This window comes from Asticcacaulis sp. AC466 (assembly GCF_000495815.1).
GTDB lineage: Bacteria > Pseudomonadota > Alphaproteobacteria > Caulobacterales > Caulobacteraceae > Asticcacaulis.
The window spans coordinates 1-19966 of record NZ_AWGE01000023.1; the positions used below are offsets into that span (position 1 = coordinate 1).

The following is a 19966-nucleotide window of genomic DNA, read 5'->3' on the forward strand; positions in this document are numbered from 1 at the left end:
AGTGGTCTTCAAATCCATCCTCGGCAATTGCCAATCGATAGTAAATTACCTAGGGGCGATCAGAAACAAGATTGGTGATGCCCACGGCCAAGGCCGCTTGCCAGTTAAACCAAAGCCCCGCCACGCTGAACTTGTCGTTAACCTCGCGGGCAGCATGTCAGCCTTCCTAGTTGCAACTTGGAAGGATCGGCAGAAATAGCTTACACAGAGTGTTGCGCGGCATACATGGGTTAAACCATGTCGTTTATTAAGCTCTATAGACGCTCGCCCGTCTAATGCCTAACCGGTACGCAATTCGCAGCCCAAACAATCTAAAGCAGCAATAAGTGTGCCGCTAACAGAAAATGACATTGGTTGCGTTTTGCACACCAACAAAAGCAATAGAACATCCAAAGTAGCTATCTGTGGACGAGTCAACAGATGGCAACAACGACATTTTACGAATCTGAGAATTACGTTATGTTAAAGACGGGTAGCGAGTCGCGTGTGGAAACTAAACTCACTACCCGCCCACTTTAACCCACGCTGGGCGGGTTATTTCAATATGTAACAGACGTACCTGACTCAACTCATAACATCAACCGCACCAGCAGCCATATGGAAAGGAAAAATCCATGGCTGACTACCGAGTAACTTGGATACGTCGCGATGGAAACGACATGGACCGCAGAATTGACCGCTTAGGTGGTCCCGGTTGGGATGGCGGTTCAATCGATCAAGTAATAGCCTGGATCAGGAGCGGACATCGCTTTTGGACTAGTGTAAATAATGTGAGTGTTTGGATTGCAATTAAGCGCCATCCGACGTCCGGCAGAGACTATCTCGCTACAGAGCCAGATAGCTACCCCGCTAATAACTTGCTCAGCTTGCCTGACTGCCCACAATAGCGGGAAATACCGCGCTGCGTGTCCAAACCTTTGTAAGGATTCACCGCGTCTCCGCTGGCTATTACTTAAATAAAATGTAAAAAAATACTGGTATCTCAACATAAACTCCCTTTGGCCCTTACCGGCCAAAGGGTTTTTTTGTGCCCGAAACCCCTGCCGCAGGCCCTGTATTCGTATTCATGCGCCTTTTGCCGCCGTGAATACGTATGCAACGCGACGAAGCGTGGGTGCTTTGTCATAATGGGCAAAACGGCCGTCGAAACGGTCAAACAACAAGATCCGCCGATATGCGTTTGGACGCCGCGCGGAGGCAGTGAGGACGTATGGAACACCGCAAGCGAAATTCGCCCGCCTGGGTCAGTGCAATCGCCCTTTGCGCCTGCCTGTCAGCTGTGTCGCCGGTATCGGCAAAGGATGAAATGCCGGACCACAATCCGACCGTCATCGCCGATGCGAAGGCAAGCGATGGTCCCGGCATAGCCTCGCCCTGGTCCTATTCCGGCAAGCAGGGCATCGGCACGGCCTATGAAGCCTATAAAAACTATCAGTTTTCCGACAGCGCCGTCACCGGCAAGGTATCGAAGGTGTGGTTCTCGCTGGCCGAAGGCGTCATCACCGAAACCATGTACGGGCGCATTCACGAAGCCCAGATCCGCGAAATGCAGATTGCCGTGACCGGCAAGGGCTGGACGGCCTTCGAACGCACCGACACCACGTCGCATGTCGCCTACCTGCATACCGATTCCGCCGGCCGGCCTTTGTCGCCCGCCTATCGCCTGACCAACACGGACAAGCAGGGCCGCTTCGTCATCATCAAGGACGTCTTTACCGATCCGGACCACCAGACCCTGATGGTCCGCGTCACGGTCAAGGCATTGAAGGGACCGGTGACGCCCTATGTCATTCTCGACCCGTCCATGGCCAATACGTCGGGCGATGACGAAGGCCGCGTTGACCTCACCCATCTTCAGGCCTGGCAAGGCCGTGTCGCGCTCAACCTGTCGGCCAGCGTGCCCTTCAAAGCGGCGAATGTCGGCTATACCGGCACGACCGATGGCATCAAGGACTTGGTGGCCAGTCAGACACTGGGCGCGCGGCATAGTGCCACGACGGTCAAGGGCAATATCGTTCTGGTCGGTCAGTTACCGACGGTTACGAAGACCCTGACCGTCGATCTGGCTGTCGGTTTCGGCGCCACAACCGCCGTCGCGACGACCGAATCCACCGCCACGCTCAAAACCGGCTATGCCCGCGTACTCGCCAATTTCAACGGTGAGGGCAAGGCCGTCGGGTGGGAAGACTATCTGGCCTCCCTGACCGAACTGAAAAGCCTGATCCCCCTGTCCGAAGACAATGGCAAACTGCTCTACGCTTCGGCCCTGATGCTCAAGACCCAGGAAGACCACACCTCAGCCGGTGCGCTGATCGCTTCTCTCAGCAATCCATGGGGCGACACCGTCACGACCGACGTGTCATCGACGGGTTACAAGGCGGTGTGGCCGCGCGACTTCTATCAGGTCTCGATGGCCCTGGCCGCCCTGGGCGACCGACAAACGCCCGTTGCCGCCTTCCGCTACCTGCCGACGGTTCAGGTCAAGGCCTCAACGCCGGGCAATAGCGGCGCTACCGGCTGGTTCATGCAAAAAGCCCATGTCGATGGCACGCCTGAATGGGTTGGCGTCCAGCTCGATCAGACGGCCATGCCGATCCTGCTTGGCGCACGCCTGGAACACCTCGGCCTGATCAAGACGGACGAGTTGATGTCGTCCTACAAGACCATGCTCAAGCCCGCCGCCGATTTCCTGAGCCATGGCGGCACGGTCGGGCTCGACTGGAACCACGCCACCATCACCCCGCCCTATAGCCAGCAAGAGCGCTGGGAAGAACAGGAAGGCCATTCGCCGTCAACGACGGCGGCAGTTATCGCCGGACTGGTCGCCGCCGCCGACATCGCCACCCAGGCGGGCGACGCGCAGGACGCCAAACTGTACGCAACCACTGCCGAAGACTATTCCCGCAAGCTGGAGCAGCGCCTGTTCACGACGTCGGGCAAGGTGCGCGGCGATGACAGGCCTGCCAGCTATTATCTGCGCATCTCGCGCTCCGAAGACGCCAATGCGCCGGGCGTATTGGACGACCGAAACGGCCGCAAGGGCCTGCGGTCGGACCTGATGATCGATGCCGGTTTCCTGGAACTGGTCCGCTATGGTGTGCGCCCGGCGAACGATCAGGCCATCACGCAGTCTCTGGCCGTCATCGACGACCAGACCCTGCCGGAAAACTTGCGGGTCCGGTACGATTTCCATTTTCCCGGCAGTACTGTGACCGTTCCCGGCTTCCGCCGCTATGGCAATGACGGCTATGGCGAAGGTACGGACGGCGGCAATTACGGCACGATGTCAGCCGATCAGCGCGGCCGGGTCTGGCCGATCTTTACCGGCGAACGTGGTCACTACGAACTGGCGCGCGACGCCTTGAAAGCCGGCGGGGCAACGGCGGCCGATATCGACGCCATCCGCGCCACCTATGTCAAGGGCATGGAATTGTTCGCCAATGAAGGCCTGATGATCCCCGAACAGGTGTTCGACGGCGTCGGATTTAAGACGGCCCACGACTACACCATCGGCGAAGGCACCGACAGCGCTACACCGCTGGCCTGGTCGCACGCCGAATATGTCAAGCTCTTGCGGTCCTTACGCGATCGCCAGGTCTGGGACCGCAACCCCGCCACCTTCGACCACTTCTCGTCTTCTTCCAAGGTCAAAGATTAGTCTCAACCCCTTTGACCAAACTTGCCCTCGGCGCCACGGCGCCGGGGGCTTTTTTTTGTTACGCCGATTCCCGCAGAACAAGCTGCGTCGGGATGCGCGTCATTTCGACCGGTTCGCCATCAATGAGCGCCGCCAGCGTATCGACCAGCACCTTCGCCGCCGTGGTTGTATCCTGACGCACGGTCGAAAGAGTCGGGTTTATGCAGGTACAAGCCCAAAGATCATCGAACCCCATGACGGACACATCAGCCGGCACGGCCAACCCGCTTTTCTGCAAGGACTGGATGGCCCCGATGGCGAGCAGATCGGTCACGGCAAACACGCCGTCAAACGGCACCCTGTCCGCCAACAGGCGATCGATGGCCGCGGCCCCTTCCTCCCGTGAAATAAAGCAGTCCACGGCCAATCGCGGATCGGGCGTCAGGCCGGCTTCGGTATGCGCCCGCTGATAACCCTTATAGCGTTCGAAAAATTCGGAATGCTGCTCGGATGCCTCACCCAGAAACACGATCCGTTTGCGGCCTGTTTTTATCAGGTGCTCAACGGCTGAATGGGCGCCTTCCTCGTTCTGGGAGCCGATGAACAGGTTTGGTGTCTCCGGCATCACCGGGCCGAACACTACCCACGGCTCACCCACCTGGCGCAGGACGGCAACCCGGCGCAGATAGGATTCGAAATCGCGGTATCCTAAGAATATAATACCGTCCGCGCGGCGGGAAAAGCCATAGTCGGCGCCCCAGTCGGCATCCGCCTTTTGCAGCGACATCAAAACATCGACACCACGCGTATTGGCGTAATCGAGGATGGAACCGATCAGGGGCAGAAAGAACGGATTGATCCGGTTATCGGAATGATCAAGGTCTTCGGATACCAGCACAGCGATGGTATTGATCTTCTTTGAGCGCAGCTTTCGCGCATTGATATCGACCGTGTAGTTGAGCTGCGCCGCCGCATCGAACACGCGCTGGCGCACGGCTTCGCTCACCGAGGTCGAGCCGGACAAGGCGCGCGAGACGGTGGCCTGGGACACACCGGCCAGGGCGGCGATATCGAAAGAGGTGGGGCGCTTCATCTGTGCTCTGTTGGTTGTTGGCCGGACCATTACACCTCGCGGCGGTTTAGTCCAGATAATCGCTCATGATCCCGGCGACCCAGTCGATAAAGGCACGCACGCGCCGGGCCTGGTGACGGCGGCGCGGATAGATGACCGACACCGGCAAGGGCTCGGCTTCGAACGCGGGAAGGATTTCCACCAGCGCACCCGTTTCGACATTTCGCCGGTTGCCGGTGCGGGGCGCCTGAAATAGGCCCAGTCCGGCCAGGGCCGAGGCCTGAAACGCCTCCGTATTGTTGACCGTTATGCGCCCGGCCATATCCACCGTCCTATAGCCTTCCGCGTCGCGGTACTCGAAGCCGAACGGCCGGCTGCCCAGGGTCAGGGCGTAATGAATGAGGTAATGGTCGCTTAGATCGTCCAGCGTCTTCGGTTCACCGTGACGCGCCAGATAGGCGGGACTGGCGTAATTACCCATTTTCAGCACGCCCAAAGGCCGCGCCACCAGTCCGGAATCGGCCAGGGCCCCGACACGGATGACGCAATCGAACCCTTCGGCGATGACGTCGACGCGCCGGTCCGTACATGACAGCTCAATGTCCAGCGCCGGGTGCCGACCGAGGAATTCCGGCAGGCGCGGGATCAGGAAGTTCCGCGCCATGCTTACCGGCATATCGACGCGCAAACTGCCGGTCAGGGCCGAGGGGGTACGTTCGAACAGGGCATCAAGCTCATCCAGTTCCGCCAGTAATTCGCGACAGCGTTCGTAATAGGCCTGACCGTCGTGTGTCAGCTGAACGCGGCGTGTGGTGCGATACAGAAGCTGTGTCTTCAGATGCGCTTCCAATTGACTCACGGCCGCCGAGGCGCGCGATTTCGGCAGGCCCAGAGAGATCGCCGCCGCCGTGAAGCTTTGCAGTTCAGCTATCCGAACAAAAGTAGTCATGGCTTCGAGGCGGTTCATTGTTCTCAATTTCTGAACAGTGATGTCTATTCATCGATATTTATCCCTAAAATTAGAGATAGTAAATTGCCTGCACCACAAAGGAGCTACCCTCATGAAAATCGCACTTATTACCGGCGGCAGCCGCGGCCTTGGCCGCAACATGGCCCATCATCTGGCGGCCAAGGGCATCGATATTGTCTTCACCTATCGCTCACGCCAGGATGAGGCCGACAGCTTGGTCGAAGAGTTAAAACAGATGGGGCGCAAGGCCGTGGCCCTGCCGCTCGATACCGGCGTGAGCTCAGGGTTCGACGCCTTCGCCGGACAGGTCCGCGATGCCTTGCGGGCCAACTGGGGTCAGGACCGTTTCGATTTCCTGATCAACAATGCGGGCACGGCCCTGTACGCGCCCTTCGCCGAAACGACGGAAGCCCAATTCGACGACGTCACGAACATACATCTCAAAGGCGTCTTCTTCCTGACCCAAAAGTTGTTGCCATTGATGAAGGACGGCGGGGCGATCCTCAACCTGTCCTCAGGCCTGGCTCGATTCAGCTATCCCGGATCATCGGCCTATGGCGCGATGAAGGGCGCGATAGATGTTCTGTCTCGCTATTTGGCCGTCGAACTGGGCCCGCGCCGTATCCGCGTCAATTCTATAGCGCCGGGTGCCATCGCTACCGATTTCGGCGGCGGACGGGTGCGCGACGATGCGGAACTGAATGCGGCCATCGCCAGCCGTACGCCGTTGGGCCGTGTTGGCTTGCCGGACGATATCGGCGGCATTGTCAGTGTTTTGCTTTCGGACGAAGCCGGCTGGCTCAATGGCCAGCGTATCGAAGTCTCAGGCGGTATTCACGCGTAAAGGCAAGGGACTAGAGGGCCGAGCCAGTGGGATCGGCGCTCTAGACTCCGCTTAGATCGACGACGATACGCCGTTCGGCCAGATTCACCTCGGGCACGTTTTCCGCCGTGAACAGAAGGTAGTAGGTAGGCCCTTCCAAAGGCTGGATATCGAGCAGATCGCCGGCGCCGAAATTATCGACATTCATGACGCGTCCGATCTCGGCGCCCGCCGTATCGAAGACCTTCATGCCGATTAAATCCGTGATGTAGTATTCGTCTTCGTCGATTTCAGGCAAATCCGCCCGGTCAATGTACAGCTTCAGCCCCTTGATCCGGTCGACGGCGGTACGGTCCGGAACGCCTTCGGCCTTTACGACCAAGGTTCCCTTGTGCTCGCGCGCCTTGGTGATGACCAGGGCCGGTTCACCCTTTTCGTTCAGCAGGGGACTATATTCCAGGACGCTGAACGGATCGTCCATGAAGCTCAGCAGCTTGAATTCGCCCTGCAGGCCGACAGCGGCACTGACTTGCGCCACAAAGATAAGGTCAGGTTTGCTCATGAGGGTTCCTATATAGAAAAAGGGCCGGGAGGCAAATCCCGGCCCTTTAGATTTGTGTTTACGCCCGCTTCATTCCGACACACATGTTCGGAGAAGACGCAGCGCCAACCGCCATTATTCCGAAGCGGGTTGCTCTTCGGCAGCGGCTTCCTCAGCGGGAGCTTCTTCCACCGGAGCGGCAGCCGCGGCAGCCGCTTCTTCACGGGCGGCGGCTTCGGCATCCAGACGGTCCTGCTCGCGCTGGGCGCGTTCAGCGGTGCGCTCTTGCGCCTTCTTGCCCGGCGTACCCTTCTTCGGGTTGTTGCTGGCTTCCCACTTCACGAGGCCTTCCTGCGACAGGAAACGGGCGACGCGGTCGGTCGGCTGAGCACCCTTCTTGAGCCATTCGGCGATGCGCTCAACCTTCAGGGTCACGCGTTGCGCGTCCTTCGGCAGCATCGGGTTATAGGTGCCAACCTTTTCAATGAACTTGCCGTCGCGCGGCGCAGCGGCGTCGGCGATGACGATGGTGTAGTACGGGCGCTTCTTGGAGCCACCGCGCGAGAGACGAATCTTCAGCATTTCAGTATCCTAACTAGTAAGGTGCTATTTTTTGGTTGGGTCGAACGGCTTTGCGCCGGGCAAGCCCGGCAGGCCACCGAACAGGCCCGAAGGAGGAGTGGCGCCTGGCAGCTTTCCGCCACCGAGCGCCTTGAGTTTGTCGAGATCGAGAGCCGGATTGAGGCCCTGAAGCGGGTTCGCGCCGGGGCCGCCCTGCGGATTGGCCCCCATCTGCTTGGCCAGTTCGGCCATGTTGGGCGGGGCTGCGCCAGCCCCCATACCGAACATCTTGGCCATCTGACCCATGGCGCCGCGTCCGTTGGACCGCGACATCATCTTGAACGTGTCGGCCATCTGGCGATGTTGCTTGAGGAGGCGATTGATTTCCTGAACCTCGACACCGGCGCCCGCCGCGATCCGACGCTTGCGCGAGGCGTTGAGCAGGTCAGGCTTCTTGCGCTCGACCTTGGTCATGGAAGAAATGATGGCGACCTGGCGATCGAACACCTTGTCGGTGAAATTCGATTCCTCGATCTGCTTCTTGACCTTCTGCACGCCGGGCAACAGGCCCATAATGCCGCTCATGCCGCCCATCTTCTTCATCTGCTGAAGTTGAGCCCCAAGGTCATCGAGGTCGAACTGGCCCTTGGCCATCTTCTTCGCCATGGCCTCGGCCTTGACGGCATCCAGTTCCTGAGCGGCTTTTTCGACGAGGGCGACAACGTCGCCCTGGCCCAGAATACGACCGGCGATACGGCGGGCATCGAAGACATCGAGCGCATCGACCTTTTCACCGGCACCGAGATATTTGATCGGCAGCCCCGTGACGGCACGCATCGACAGCATGGCCCCGCCCCGGCCGTCGCCGTCGGCGCGGGTCAGGATCAGGCCAGTCAACGGCAGGCGCTCATGGAAGGCGGTGGCGGTGCGCACGGCGTCCTGGCCGGTGAGCGAGTCGGCAACCAGGAAGGTTTCGGTCGGATTGGCGATCCTGGCGATTTCGGCCGCTTCGGCCATCAGCGCCTCATCCAGCGTGGTGCGGCCGGCGGTATCCAGGATCAGAACGTCATAGCCCTGGAGCTTGGCGGAGGTCAGGGCGCGGCGGGTGATGTCGGTGGCGCCCTGACCGGCGACGATCGGCAACACGTCAACGCCGGTCTGTTCGCCAAGCAGCTTCAACTGCTCCATGGCGGCCGGACGGCGGGTGTCGAGCGAGGCCATCATGACCTTCTTGCGGTCGAACTTGGTCAGTCGCAAAGCCAGCTTGGCCGAGGTGGTGGTCTTACCGGAACCTTGCAGACCCGCCATCAAAATGACGACCGGCGGCACAGCGTTCAGGTTTACCGGCACAGGCTCTTCGCCGCCCAGCATGTCGATCAGGCCGTCATAGACGATCTTGACCACCTGGTCGGCGGGCTTGACCGCCTTGATGATGGCTTCGCCGGTCGCCAGCTCCTTGGCGCGCACCATGAACTGACGCACGACCGGCAAGGCGACATCGGCTTCCAGAAGGGCAACGCGAACCTCGCGCAGGGCCTCTTCGACATCCTTTTCCGAAAGGACGCCGCGGCCGCTGAGGCGGTCAAACAAACCGGAAAGACGGTCGTTCAAACTGTCGAACATTGCCAAAAACCTTTAAGTCTGGGTCCGCCTGCCGCAGCATTTCGGACAAAAACAAAATCCCCGAGGGCGCAACGCGCTGTCGGGGAGCCTTCCCAACCTCCGCCGGCTGACGCCGGATCCCCGTGTTGGTAAAGGGTTTGTGCCTGAAGCGCATGCGAATGCGCGGATATGGGCGGTTCTTTGACGGAAAAGCCATGCAGAGTCAAGCATAGACGGTGAAAGCGGCCGTCTGCGCTCACAAACCGGTGTTAAATGGTAGCTCGACAAGCGCTTCGCGCTGCCAAGGGACATGCAGGGCCCGGATTGCCTGCACGGCATTATGCGCGAAGCGTTGCCGCAATGCCGGCGAATAGGTCAAGTCGCGAATATCGGATGCCGCCTCAGCGAGGTTGGGATCTGCCCAGACCTGTGCTGGATCGCGGCGCAGGTGGGCATATCCCCCTTCCGAGTCGTCAACCGGAATAAGGGTCGATGACACCAGGCGGGCGTTTTCGGTCGTCATGAAGTCGACATTGCCCGACCAGCCAGTGGCAATCACCGCCACGCCGGCGGCCATGGCCTCGGCCAAAGACAGGCCAAACCCTTCGGAACGATGCAGCGAAATCAGAACATCGAACGCGCCTGTAAAGGCTTCCATGTCACGCTCGCTCAGGCGTTCACTCATCAGGCGGATATCGTAACGATCGGCGGTTATGGCCAGCAGGCGCTGGGCCGTCGCCGGATCGCCCGACAGGTCGCTGACCTTGAGCGTCAGGCGCGCCGTATCGCTCGATTGCGGAAAGGCCTGACACCAGGCGTCCAACACGCCCCATGGATTTTTACGCGCCGCCGAGGATTTGGTGTCGAACAGGCTTAAAACCTCGCAGATTGTATCGCTCAGATCGAAACGCTGGCGCGCCGAGTCATGACGGACGGACGGCGGCACCGGCACGGGATGCGGCATGACGCGCAGGCGCGAGATCAGATCGGCGCGCAAGGCGGCATTGAAGGTAGCGGCCAAGGCATCGCGGACAAACAGGCTCGGCACCCAGATTTCGTGGAGGTAGTCGGCGGCGAACACCCAATCCGCCGGGGCCTTAGGCGTTTCCCATGCCCAATAGGCAATGCGATAGCGGTTCGCCCACGATTTCGGGTCGTGTGCCAGCAACGCAACAAGAACTTCCGGCGCATTGGCGTGGATGTACCACACGCCACCCCGACCCGGCAGAGGCATGCCGTGGAACAGGTTTTTGCTGAACAGCTTTTTGAAAGCCGGGCGCAGGTCGTGTTCGACGATGTCGTAGCCCGCTGCCTTCAAGCCTTGTGCCGATAAGCGGCCGCCCTGGGCGATTCCCGTCGTTTCAGTGAAAAAACCCGATACGATGAAATCACCGCGCCTGAGCGTCACGTCGTCCGCTTTCGTCCACCCACCCGACTTCAGGCGCGCCAAAACACCCAATCCGCCGTGGATCAGGGGCAAACGATATTTGAGGGGAAGATGTCTCAGGCCCAGCATACACCCAAGCCTACAGCCTTATAGGCTCACAAGCCAAGCCATTTGCGGCGCTGCGTCCAGTATGTCTGGAACTGATCAGCCTGGCTGTCGTCTTCGAATGTCACGACCTTGACCTGATGATCGCCCATGGGATCGGAACGCACGGAGATCGAATCGGCATCGGTAATGGCGGCCGCTTCGACGAACTTGAAGAAGGCGCCAAAGAAAGCATCCTGTTCGGAATCGGTATTCAGATCGAACTCTAGACTTACCACGCGCACACCTCTTGGTTATCGGCCCACAGCTAAGGCCTTGCGCACGGTCTGTTCGATGCGGAAACCGACCGGAAAATGTCAGTTTTCTGCAAAAACATATGTGCGCTGCACAATAACAAGTGAAACCTAAAACGGAGCGCGAGTCAAAAACAATAATGAACCCTTAATGACGATAGCCGTGTGCCTGTGGCCGTAAAGACGCTTAATATAAGGGATGACACGGGTGTCATCCCTTCAGATCACATTTTTATAAGCGACAACCGGCCCTTGCAGCTATTCAGCTGCGGCGGCGGTTTTGGTATTCGGTTGCAGCAACTTCTTGATGTTGCGCGCCGCCTGGCGGATGCGGTGCTCGTTTTCAACGAGGCCGATACGCACATAGCCTTCGCCATACTCACCGAAACCAAGACCAGGCGCCACGGCGACATGGGCCTCTTCGATCAGAAGCTTGGCGAATTCGATCGAGCCGAGATGCTCGAACTTCGGTGGAATCTTGGCCCAGGCGAACATCGATGCCGGCGGCGGCGGAATGTCCCAGCCGGCACGCTTCATCGATTCGACCAGCACATCACGGCGCGATTTATAGGTGGCGCGGATTTCAGCGACATTGTCCTGTGGCCCATTCAGGGCCGCGGCGGCGGCGACCTGGATCGGCGCAAAGCCGCCATAGTCGAGGTAGGACTTCACACGGGCGAGCGCCGCGCAGATTTCCGAATTACCGACCACCATGCCAACGCGCCAGCCGGCCATGGCATAGGTCTTGGACAAGGAATTGATTTCAACCGAGCGTTCGATGGCGCCTTCGACCTGAAGGATCGAGGGGGGAGGATTGTCTTCGAAATAGATTTCCGAATAGGCGATGTCCGACAATACGATCAGGTCGTGTTTGCGGGCGATACGAATGACCTCCTTGTAGAAATCAAGATCGACCCATTGCGCCGTCGGGTTCGATGGATAGGAGACGATCATCACCGATGGCGTCGGCACCGAATGTTTCACCGCGCGCTCGATGCCCGACAGGTATTGTTCAGGCGACAGGGCCGGGACATGGCGAATGACGCCGCCCGCCATAAGAAAGCCGAAGGCGTGGATGGGATAGGCCGGATTGGGGCAGATGACCGTGTCGCCGGGCGCCGTGATGGCCATGGCCAGGTTGGCGAACCCTTCCTTGGAACCCAGCGTCGCCACAACCTCGGTATCGGGGTTGAGCTTCACACCGTAGCGGCGGTCGTAATAGCCAGCCATGGCTTTACGCAGGCCATGAACGCCCTTGGACACGCTGTAGCCATGAGTCTTCGGCTTCTGGGCCGTCTCGACCAGCTTATCGACGATATGCTGTGCAGTCGGCATATCAGGATTACCCATGCCGAAGTCGATGACATCCGTACCTGCCGCGCGCAGACGTGCCTTCACCTTGTTGACTTCTTCGAAGACATAGGGAGGCAGGCGACGGATACGATAAAAGTCACGCATGACGGAAGATAGGTCCTTCTGAAGGGGATGTTAGGAGCCGCCCATATGGCCCATCCCTATTCGTTTGTCATCCCATCACGGCCATTTTTTTCGGAATTTTTTGCTCAAATGTCGGAAAATTTCCTAACGCGGGGCGCGGCGGCGATTGTCCAGGACCGCCACGAACCAGATCAGCAAGCCGCCGAGCGCCAGCAGCACGCCGACAAATCCCGTATCATTGAACGCCGCGCCACGGGCGATGACCAGTCCCGCCAGGAACGGCCCCAGCGCATTGGCGAAATTGAACGCCGAGTGATTGAGCGCCGCGGCCAGGGTCTGGGCATCGCCTGCCACGTCCATCAGGCGGGTCTGCAACATGATGCCCAGGCCGCCTCCGCCACCGATCATGAACACCACCGCGCTGACGGCCCATATGTTGTGGGCGGCAAGGGGGTAGACAGCCAGCCACAGGGCGCTCCACACAAGGCATAGACCTATGGCCGGCATCTGCGCCTTGTCCGCAGCCCAGCCACAAAACAGGGTGCCAGCGGTCATGCCAAGGCCAAAGATACACAGGATCACCGGAACGAAGCCCGGAGAAACCTGCGTTACGGTCAAAAGAGTCGAGGCAACATAGGTATAGACGGCAAACATACCGCCAAAGCCGATCGCGCCGATACCCAAGGTCAACCACACCTGGCCGCGTTTCAACGCGCCGAGTTCACGCAGCGGGCTGGCGTCCGGGTCGCGCGCCTGCTTTGGGGTAAAGGTCCAGACCAGCGCCATGGTCAGGGCGGCCAGCGCCGCCACCAGAGCGAAACCGGCACGCCAGCCCAGGACCTGTCCCATCCAGTTGGCGGCGGGCACGCCGATCACCGTGGCGATGGTCAGGCCCAGCATGATCCGCGCTACGGCGGAGGCGCGTTTATCGACCGGCACCAGGGACGCGCCGACAAGGGCCGCTACACCGAAATAGGCGCCGTGCGGCAGGCCGCTCAGAAAGCGGAAAAACAGCATCCAGTGATAGTCGGGCGCCAGGGCGCTCAGGCCGTTGGCGATGCCGAAGACCAGCATCAGGGCGATCAAGAGGAATTTACGCGACAGGCGCGCCGCCAAAACGGCAATAGCCGGCGCGCCAACCACCACCCCCAGGGCATAGGCGCTGATGACATGGCTCGCTGTGGCTTCGTCGACGCGCAGGTCCTTCGAGAAATAGGGCAGAAGGCTCATGGTGGCGAATTCGGTCGTGCCGATGGCGAAACTGCCCATGGCCAGGGCAAACAGGACGACACCCGGTCTTTGGGCAGGCTTTTGCGCCTCATCGATAATCGTGACGGGAAGGCAGCTTTCCATGTTCAGGTCTCCGAACAGGCGGCAAGCCCTGAACCGACATACCGCAAAACACACGTGAGCGTGGCCGCTTATAGGTATTTCTTGATAGTTACGAGACACGGACGCTCACTTTTTGTTGCAGCGCAGCGACCGTGATGTCGGCAACTATGAACCGGTGCCGGTTTCGCTATGGTATCACCCGAAGAGATTCATCCTGCACCAAGGCGGTCCGGACATGACGGCCACGCGGAAATAGCTACTCGATTTTCGGCGACGTCTCCGCAGGTTTGCCCAGGGTAAGCATGACGACTGTGCCCAGGATCAGCGCCGTGCCCAACCAGTCGAACGGCCCAAAGCGCGTGCCTAACCACAGGACCGAAATGATAGCGGCCGACAGCGGTTCGGCACAGGCCAGGAGACTGCCCGTTTGCGGCCCGATGATCTTTACCGCGGTCAGGTAGGCATAGAAGGGCACCAGCGTGCCAAAAACGATGACAAAGGCATAGGCGCCGATTGTCGCCACATCCCATGTGCCGGCAATCGCCCAGGGCGGCCGAACAAGGCTGAGCAATACGCCCCCGATCAGCATCCCCCATCCGATGACAACGGGCGGGGCGTAACGGTGCATCAGGCTCAGCGGTTGGATGGAATAAAAGGCGAGCGCCACAGCGGACCCAAGACCCCAGACCAGCGCCATCTGCGATATGGACAGGCTGCCGAAACGGCCATGCGTCACCAGGAAAACCGTGCCGGCCACCGCCATCGCCACCCCCAGCCATTCGGCCAGTCGCGGCAAGCGCCGTTCTTTCAACGCGAACCAGCCGACAATCAGCGCCGGACCGGTATATTGCAGGATGGTCGCCGTCGCGGCATTTGAGGCATTAATGGCAGCAAAATAGGTGTATTGGACCGCCAGCATGCCGAAAACGCCGAACACCAGCATGCGCAAGGCATCCTTACGGTCTTTCCACACAGCAAAAAGCTCACCCGGCGCCCGAACCGCGACAAAGCCCAGCATCAGTACCGCCGCCGCCAACATGCGGGTCGTCACCAGCCATTCCGTGTTGACGCCGCGCTGGGCAAACAGGAACTGACCGCACACGCCCGACACGCCCCACAACAGGGCGGACATCAGGGCGAGGCCGCAGCCTTTTACATATCGGGAATTCATAGCGGCGGGATACAGGCCGCCATAAAATATGGCAAGCCTGCATCCGCCCGATTGGACCTATTCGACGGTGACCGATTTGGCGAGGTTGCGCGGCTGATCGACGTCGGTGCCTTTTTGAACCGCGGTGTGGTAGGCCAGCAGTTGAATCGGCACCGAATAGACCAGGGCGGCGATGAAGGGATCACAGACCGGCGCCTGAATGACCTTCAGCGACTTGGCAGCGTCACCCGACAGCGTCGGTACCTTGCCCGGCGCATCGGTTATCATGATCACCCGCCCACCGCGCGCCGCGACTTCCTGAACATTCGACGCTGTCTTTTCGAACAGATCGTCGTCCGGCGCGATTACCACCACCGGCGTCTTTTCATCAATCAGCGCGATCGGACCATGCTTCAATTCTCCGGCGGCATAGCCTTCGGCGTGGATATAGCTGATTTCCTTAAGTTTTAGCGCACCTTCCAATGCCAGCGGATACATTTCTCCCCGGCCCAGATAGATGACATCGCGCGCCTTGCTGAGATCGTAGGCGATCCGCGTGATCTCGCTATCCATACCGAGCGCTTCGGCGATCAGGCCGGGCGCACCCAGGAGGGTTTGGACCAGGTGAGCCTCGTCATGCGTGGTGATACGGCCGCGCTGGCGGGCGGCGCAGACAACCAGAGACAACAGGGCGGACAGTTGCGCGGTGAAGGCCTTGGTCGAGGCAACGCCGATTTCCGGACCGGCATGGGTCGGCCACAGGATGTCGGCCTCGCGCGCCATGGTGGACGAATGGACATTGACCAGGGCGGCGGTTTTCAAACCCTGATCCTTGCACCAGCGTAGCGCCGCCAGGGTATCGGCGGTTTCACCCGATTGCGAAACGGCGATGGCCAGTGTTCCCGGCGTAACGGCGGGCGTGCGATAGCGGAATTCGGAAGCCACCTCGACATCGACCGGTAGTCCCGCCAATTTCTCGAACGCGTACCTGGCGATGGAGCCGGCATAATAGGCCGTACCGCAGGCGATGATCTGGAGACGCGTCACGGCGGCGAAATCGACGCCAGCCTTGATATCTTCGCGCACGCCGCCCGCCACCGGGTCGAGATAGGCGCTCAATGTGCGTTGGCAGCTTTCCGGCTGTTCATGCACTTCCTTTTCCATGAAGTGACGGTAGCTGCCCTTTTCAACGATGGCGGCAGAGGCGGAAACGAGGGTTATCGGACGATTGACCAGGAAGCCTTTGAAGTCGCGAACCTCGGCCGAATCTTTTTTGAGCACGACCCAGTCGCCCTCTTCCAGATAGGTGACGCGCTGCGTGAAGGGGCCGACAGCCAGCGCGTCCGATCCCAGATACATTTCGTCGTCGCTCCAACCGATCACCAACGGCGATCCGCGACGGGCGCCAAGCAAGGTGTCGTGCTCACCATCCACCAGAATCGCCAGGGCGTAGGCGCCATTGAGGCGATCGAGAACGGATTTGAACGCGTCTTGCATTTTCAAGCCGGACTTCAGCGCACCATCGAGCAGGTGGGCGATGACTTCGGTATCGGTGTCGGATTCGAAAATTTCGCCGTCTGCGATCATCGCCGCTTTCAGTTCCGCGTAGTTTTCGATGATGCCGTTATGGACCAGGGTAACCTTGCCATAGTGGTGAGGGTGCGCGTTGGCGACCGTCGGCGCGCCATGGGTCGCCCAACGGGTATGGCCTATGCCGGTGGTTCCGGCGATCGGCGCCTCGGCAATGACGGCTTCCAGGTTGCGAATCTTGCCGGCCGCCCGGCGGCGCTGCGCACCCGTCAGCGTCTCAACGGCGATACCGGCCGAATCATAGCCGCGATATTCCAGACGGCGCAGGCTTTCCAGCAAGCGCGGCGCCACGGGTGAATTGCCGATAATCCCAATAATTCCGCACATAAGCCAACATGTCCTTTTGTCTGGCACCTGAGAAGTGCAATTTTTAAATAGCACGACTGTTTTTAAATTGCTACTAATTACTACCGATAACGGTGAGGCTTTAGGCTGTCAAAATTATGGCAATCGCCCCCAAAATTGCGCCAAATTTGCGCTAAAGCCTCAATCGGCGCTTAAAATCGTCCGGTAAGCCTAGGTGTGAACATTATTGCAATTAAATTATTGCATTTTTTACCGTCCTCACCTACCTTACACCCCGTAATTGAGGAAATGAGCATGAGTGAAGGCAAGTGGGAAAAGCTGCAAGACGCGGTCGCCACGTCTGGCATTTCGATAAAGGACGTTGCCGAAGCAGCGTCCATCGCCCAAAGTAGCGTCTTCCGCGCCTTAAACGGCTCCACCAAGGCGCCGCGCGCCGAAACGGTTGATAAGCTTGAGGCCGCCTTCATTGCCCTCGTCACCCAAAAAATCGCCAGCTACCGACAAGCAATGTCGCTGTATGGCTACAATCCTATCCGCAACAGAAACGAAGAAATGGCCACTCATATGACCGCCATGAGCCAGACTCGCAAATATTTCGGCACGGACGGCATACGCGGCCGCGCCAACTCCTTCCCCATGACCGCCGAAGTCGCCTACCGTGTCGGCATGGCGGCGGGAAAGATGTTCATGTCCGATACCGACCGCCGCCATCTGGTGGTTATCGGCAAAGACACCCGCCTGTCGGGCTACATGATTGAACCCGCCCTGGTGGCCGGCTTCACCAGCGTCGGCATGGATGTGCGCTTGTTCGGTCCCCTGCCCACCCCTGGCGTCGCCATGATGACGCGATCGATGCGCGCCGACCTGGGCGTCATGATTTCCGCTTCGCACAATGCGTTTTCCGACAACGGCATAAAGCTGTTCGGCCCGGACGGGTACAAATTGTCCGATGAGGTCGAACTGGCCATCGAAGCCCGCATGGATGGCAACATCCTGCTCGGCGTGGCAGAGCCGCAGAAGCTCGGCCGGGTTCAACGCGTTGACGATGCCCAATGGCGCTATGTCGAAATTGCCAAGGCCACCTTCCCGCGCAACCTGACGCTCAATGGCTTGCGGATCGTGCTCGATTGCGCCAACGGCGCCGCCTACAAGGTGGCGCCGCTGGCTCTGTACGAACTGGGCGCGGAAGTTTTTCCGATCGGCGTCACTCCCGATGGCGTCAATATCAACGAAAAATGCGGCTCTACCCAGCCTCAGGCCATGGCGCAGAAGGTCAAGGAACTGCGCGCCGATATCGGCATTGCGCTGGACGGCGACGCTGATCGTGTCGTGATCTGCGATGAGCATGGCGTTATCGTCGATGGGGACCAGATCATGGCCATCATCGCCGCCAACTGGGCGCGGCGCGGCCTGCTGAAGGGTGGCGGCCTGGTCGCCACCGTCATGTCCAATCTCGGGCTGGAACGCTTCATGGCGCAACAAGGCCTGACCTTGGAACGCGCCAAGGTCGGCGACCGCTACGTCATGGAAAAGATGAAGGAAGGCGGCTTCAACCTCGGGGGCGAACAGTCTGGCCACGTCATCCTGCACGATCATGCCACCACCGGCGACGGCCTTATGGCCGCGCTACAGGTTCTGGCCGTGCTGGTCGAGTCCGGCAAACCCATGAGCATTCTGGGCAAACAGTTCGATACTGTGCCGCAACTGCTCAAGAATGTGAAATATACAGGCGAAAGTCCACTCAACCGCCCCGCCGTACAACAGGCGATCCGCGACGGCGAAGAGGCCCTGAAGGGCTCCGGCCGTCTTCTGGTGCGCCCCTCAGGCACGGAACCGCTGATCCGCGTGATGGCCGAAGGAGATGACGCCGCCCAGGTCGAGACCGTGGTCAACCAGATCGTCGAAGCCATGTCGGGCAGCTAAGCTTCGACTTACCAGGGCTTATAGATAGCTGGTCCACCACCGGCGATGTTTGGCCCGATAGGTGGCGAAGGCGCGCGAGACAGGATAAAGCGCGACCAGGATCATCAGCCAGATGCCATATACCTCGGGCAGGCTTAGGCCCCAACCCGCTTGTGCCAATTTGCCGGGATTAGACAGGAAGTCGGCGAAATCCGCCGCCGGAATGCCCATGGTCAGCCCCAGCAGCAACGCGCCCCCATGCACCAGATAGACGTGGATGAGATAGGTCAACAAAGGGGTCCGCCCGAAGGCCAGGAAGGGTGCCTGCAAAACCTTCGGCAAATGAGTCAGGGCCAGCATCAGGCACATGGCCACGCCGAGCGTAACCAGCGTGTAATCCAAGGACGGCGGATATTTGGACAGGTCGAGAATATCCAAGGCCATCAGAACCGGACTCTTCTGCCATTCCCATAGATTGGAATCGCCATAGAGGTTTGGCAGCCGCAGAATAAGAAAGAGGGCAAGCATACCGGCCGCCAGCAAGGTCACCGCCCGGCGGCGCGCCAGTTCTTCCTGATTGAAAACGGGGCCAAGACCGTAACCGAGGCACAGGATGCCCAGCCATGGAATGACGGGATAGGCGATAAAGCCAGGGAACGCGCCCAGCCCGCCCGGTTGCATCGTCAGATGCCAGAAAAGCTGACCGCCCAGCGGAAGCCCTTTCACATCCACGCCCGCAAAAAGGTCGTGACCGGCAATGATGGCGATACCCAAGGTCAGCACGGAGTGCCCGGGCAGGAAGTGCAGGACGGACATCAGCATCATGCCGATTCCGATGGCGAAGATGATCTGCAGAAAAAAGAACGGATAGCCGAAATTAAAGCCAAAACTGACGACCGTCAGTTCCAGGACAACCAGCCATAGGCCGCGTGTAAAAAGGAAGCGCGACAGGGCCCATCCGGTCTTACCCCTGGCCTTTTGCAGGCAAATCGATACACCCGCCAAAAACGTAAAGGTCGGCGCGCACAAATGGGTGATCCAGCGGGTGAAGAACAGGACCGGCGTCGTATTTTCAAGGTCGAGGGGATCGAAAAGGAAACTATCGCGATGGAAGAAATCGCGGGTGTGATCGAGGACCATGAGCATGATCACCGCCCCGCGCAACAGGTCGATCATCTCCAGCCGGTGCGGACGCTCCGCCTCTGTCAGCGGACCGTCAGTGGTTCCTTCGGCATCGGACTCTTCGGCCATCTCACGC

17 protein-coding genes are annotated in these 19966 nt (G+C 59.6%); 5 read left to right on the forward strand and 12 right to left on the reverse strand.

The window, feature by feature from the left end; genetic code table 11:
* From AEAC466_RS41340 to AEAC466_RS41345, 3 genes are all read left to right on the forward strand, one after another.
* The coding region (locus tag AEAC466_RS41340) for an abortive infection family protein (RefSeq protein WP_023459864.1) at window positions 1–199 on the forward strand (199 nt) is incomplete at its 5' end.
* Between the two features lie 415 nt (window positions 200–614).
* Complete coding sequence (locus tag AEAC466_RS45265; protein WP_081714738.1) at window positions 615–887, forward strand: DUF3892 domain-containing protein; 273 nt, start codon at window positions 615–617, stop codon at window positions 885–887.
* 323 nt (window positions 888–1210) lie between these two features.
* The gene (locus tag AEAC466_RS41345; RefSeq protein WP_023459865.1) at window positions 1211–3658 is read left to right on the forward strand and encodes a glucan 1,4-alpha-glucosidase; all 2448 of its coding nucleotides are present in this window, start codon (window positions 1211–1213) and stop codon (window positions 3656–3658) included.
* 58 nt (window positions 3659–3716) lie between these two features.
* Here AEAC466_RS41345 and AEAC466_RS41350 read toward each other — a convergent pair whose 3' ends face one another.
* Both AEAC466_RS41350 and AEAC466_RS41355 read right to left on the reverse strand, forming a co-directional pair.
* A complete protein-coding gene (locus AEAC466_RS41350) occupies window positions 3717–4730 on the reverse strand; it encodes a LacI family DNA-binding transcriptional regulator (protein WP_023459866.1) in 1014 nt (337 codons plus the stop codon).
* A 46-nt stretch (window positions 4731–4776) separates the two neighbouring features.
* A complete protein-coding gene (locus AEAC466_RS41355) occupies window positions 4777–5658 on the reverse strand; it encodes a LysR family transcriptional regulator (protein ID WP_235074350.1) in 882 nt (293 codons plus the stop codon).
* A gap of 112 nt (window positions 5659–5770) precedes the next feature.
* Here AEAC466_RS41355 and AEAC466_RS41360 point away from each other — a divergent pair, with 112 nt between their 5' ends.
* The gene (locus AEAC466_RS41360) at window positions 5771–6523 is read left to right on the forward strand and encodes an SDR family NAD(P)-dependent oxidoreductase (protein ID WP_023459868.1); all 753 of its coding nucleotides are present in this window, start codon (window positions 5771–5773) and stop codon (window positions 6521–6523) included.
* Window positions 6524–6563: 40 nt separating this feature from the next.
* Here the strand turns inward: AEAC466_RS41360 and rimM are convergent, their stop codons facing one another.
* From rimM to glmS, 9 genes are all read right to left on the reverse strand, one after another.
* Window positions 6564–7064, reverse strand: a complete 501-nt coding sequence (gene rimM / locus AEAC466_RS41365) for a ribosome maturation factor RimM (protein ID WP_023459869.1) — start codon at window positions 7062–7064, stop codon at window positions 6564–6566.
* A 114-nt stretch (window positions 7065–7178) separates the two neighbouring features.
* Complete coding sequence (gene rpsP / locus AEAC466_RS41370; protein WP_023459870.1) at window positions 7179–7625, reverse strand: 30S ribosomal protein S16; 447 nt, start codon at window positions 7623–7625, stop codon at window positions 7179–7181.
* Window positions 7626–7649: 24 nt separating this feature from the next.
* Window positions 7650–9227 (reverse strand): signal recognition particle protein, encoded by a 1578-nt coding sequence (gene ffh / locus AEAC466_RS41375; RefSeq protein ID WP_023459871.1) that lies wholly within the window; start codon window positions 9225–9227, stop codon window positions 7650–7652.
* 235 nt (window positions 9228–9462) lie between these two features.
* Window positions 9463–10722: a glycosyltransferase gene (locus tag AEAC466_RS41380; protein WP_023459872.1), complete on the reverse strand. Its 1260-nt coding sequence runs from the start codon at window positions 10720–10722 to the stop codon at window positions 9463–9465.
* Between the two features lie 26 nt (window positions 10723–10748).
* Window positions 10749–10976, reverse strand: coding sequence for a hypothetical protein (locus tag AEAC466_RS41385; protein ID WP_023459873.1), 228 nt, complete (start codon window positions 10974–10976; stop codon window positions 10749–10751).
* A gap of 273 nt (window positions 10977–11249) precedes the next feature.
* Window positions 11250–12449 carry an LL-diaminopimelate aminotransferase gene (locus AEAC466_RS41390; protein ID WP_023459874.1) on the reverse strand — a complete coding sequence of 400 codons (1200 nt, stop codon included), beginning with the start codon at window positions 12447–12449 and terminating at the stop codon, window positions 11250–11252.
* Between the two features lie 123 nt (window positions 12450–12572).
* Window positions 12573–13781 carry an MFS transporter gene (locus AEAC466_RS41395; protein WP_023459875.1) on the reverse strand — a complete coding sequence of 403 codons (1209 nt, stop codon included), beginning with the start codon at window positions 13779–13781 and terminating at the stop codon, window positions 12573–12575.
* 235 nt (window positions 13782–14016) lie between these two features.
* Window positions 14017–14931, reverse strand: coding sequence for an EamA family transporter (locus AEAC466_RS41400; RefSeq protein WP_023459877.1), 915 nt, complete (start codon window positions 14929–14931; stop codon window positions 14017–14019).
* A 57-nt stretch (window positions 14932–14988) separates the two neighbouring features.
* Complete coding sequence (gene glmS / locus AEAC466_RS41405) at window positions 14989–16827, reverse strand: glutamine--fructose-6-phosphate transaminase (isomerizing) (protein WP_023459878.1); 1839 nt, start codon at window positions 16825–16827, stop codon at window positions 14989–14991.
* A gap of 552 nt (window positions 16828–17379) precedes the next feature.
* Between glmS and glmM the strand changes: the two genes are divergently transcribed.
* Complete coding sequence (gene glmM, locus AEAC466_RS41410) at window positions 17380–18729, forward strand: phosphoglucosamine mutase (protein WP_031239482.1); 1350 nt, start codon at window positions 17380–17382, stop codon at window positions 18727–18729.
* Between the two features lie 18 nt (window positions 18730–18747).
* On the opposite strand, the gene AEAC466_RS41415 is transcribed toward glmM, so the two are convergent.
* A complete protein-coding gene (locus AEAC466_RS41415) occupies window positions 18748–19959 on the reverse strand; it encodes a DUF1624 domain-containing protein (protein ID WP_023459880.1) in 1212 nt (403 codons plus the stop codon).
* Between the last annotated feature and the right edge of the window lie 7 nt (window positions 19960–19966).

Coding starts and splice junctions, on each gene's coding strand:
- AEAC466_RS41415 (WP_023459880.1), bottom strand. CDS start 19,959: ATGGCCGAAGAGTCCGATGCCGAAGGAACCACTGACGGTCCGCTGACA.
- ffh (WP_023459871.1), bottom strand. CDS start 9,227: ATGTTCGACAGTTTGAACGACCGTCTTTCCGGTTTGTTTGACCGCCTC.
- rpsP (WP_023459870.1), bottom strand. CDS start 7,625: ATGCTGAAGATTCGTCTCTCGCGCGGTGGCTCCAAGAAGCGCCCGTAC.
- AEAC466_RS41350 (WP_023459866.1), bottom strand. CDS start 4,730: ATGAAGCGCCCCACCTCTTTCGATATCGCCGCCCTGGCCGGTGTGTCC.
- glmM (WP_031239482.1), top strand. CDS start 17,380: ATGAGCCAGACTCGCAAATATTTCGGCACGGACGGCATACGCGGCCGC.
- AEAC466_RS41390 (WP_023459874.1), bottom strand. CDS start 12,449: ATGCGTGACTTTTATCGTATCCGTCGCCTGCCTCCCTATGTCTTCGAA.
- AEAC466_RS41355 (WP_235074350.1), bottom strand. CDS start 5,658: ATGACTACTTTTGTTCGGATAGCTGAACTGCAAAGCTTCACGGCGGCG.
- AEAC466_RS41395 (WP_023459875.1), bottom strand. CDS start 13,781: ATGGAAAGCTGCCTTCCCGTCACGATTATCGATGAGGCGCAAAAGCCT.
- glmS (WP_023459878.1), bottom strand. CDS start 16,827: ATGTGCGGAATTATTGGGATTATCGGCAATTCACCCGTGGCGCCGCGC.
- rimM (WP_023459869.1), bottom strand. CDS start 7,064: ATGAGCAAACCTGACCTTATCTTTGTGGCGCAAGTCAGTGCCGCTGTC.
- AEAC466_RS41380 (WP_023459872.1), bottom strand. CDS start 10,722: ATGCTGGGCCTGAGACATCTTCCCCTCAAATATCGTTTGCCCCTGATC.
- AEAC466_RS41400 (WP_023459877.1), bottom strand. CDS start 14,931: ATGAATTCCCGATATGTAAAAGGCTGCGGCCTCGCCCTGATGTCCGCC.
- AEAC466_RS41345 (WP_023459865.1), top strand. CDS start 1,211: ATGGAACACCGCAAGCGAAATTCGCCCGCCTGGGTCAGTGCAATCGCC.
- AEAC466_RS45265 (WP_081714738.1), top strand. CDS start 615: ATGGCTGACTACCGAGTAACTTGGATACGTCGCGATGGAAACGACATG.
- AEAC466_RS41360 (WP_023459868.1), top strand. CDS start 5,771: ATGAAAATCGCACTTATTACCGGCGGCAGCCGCGGCCTTGGCCGCAAC.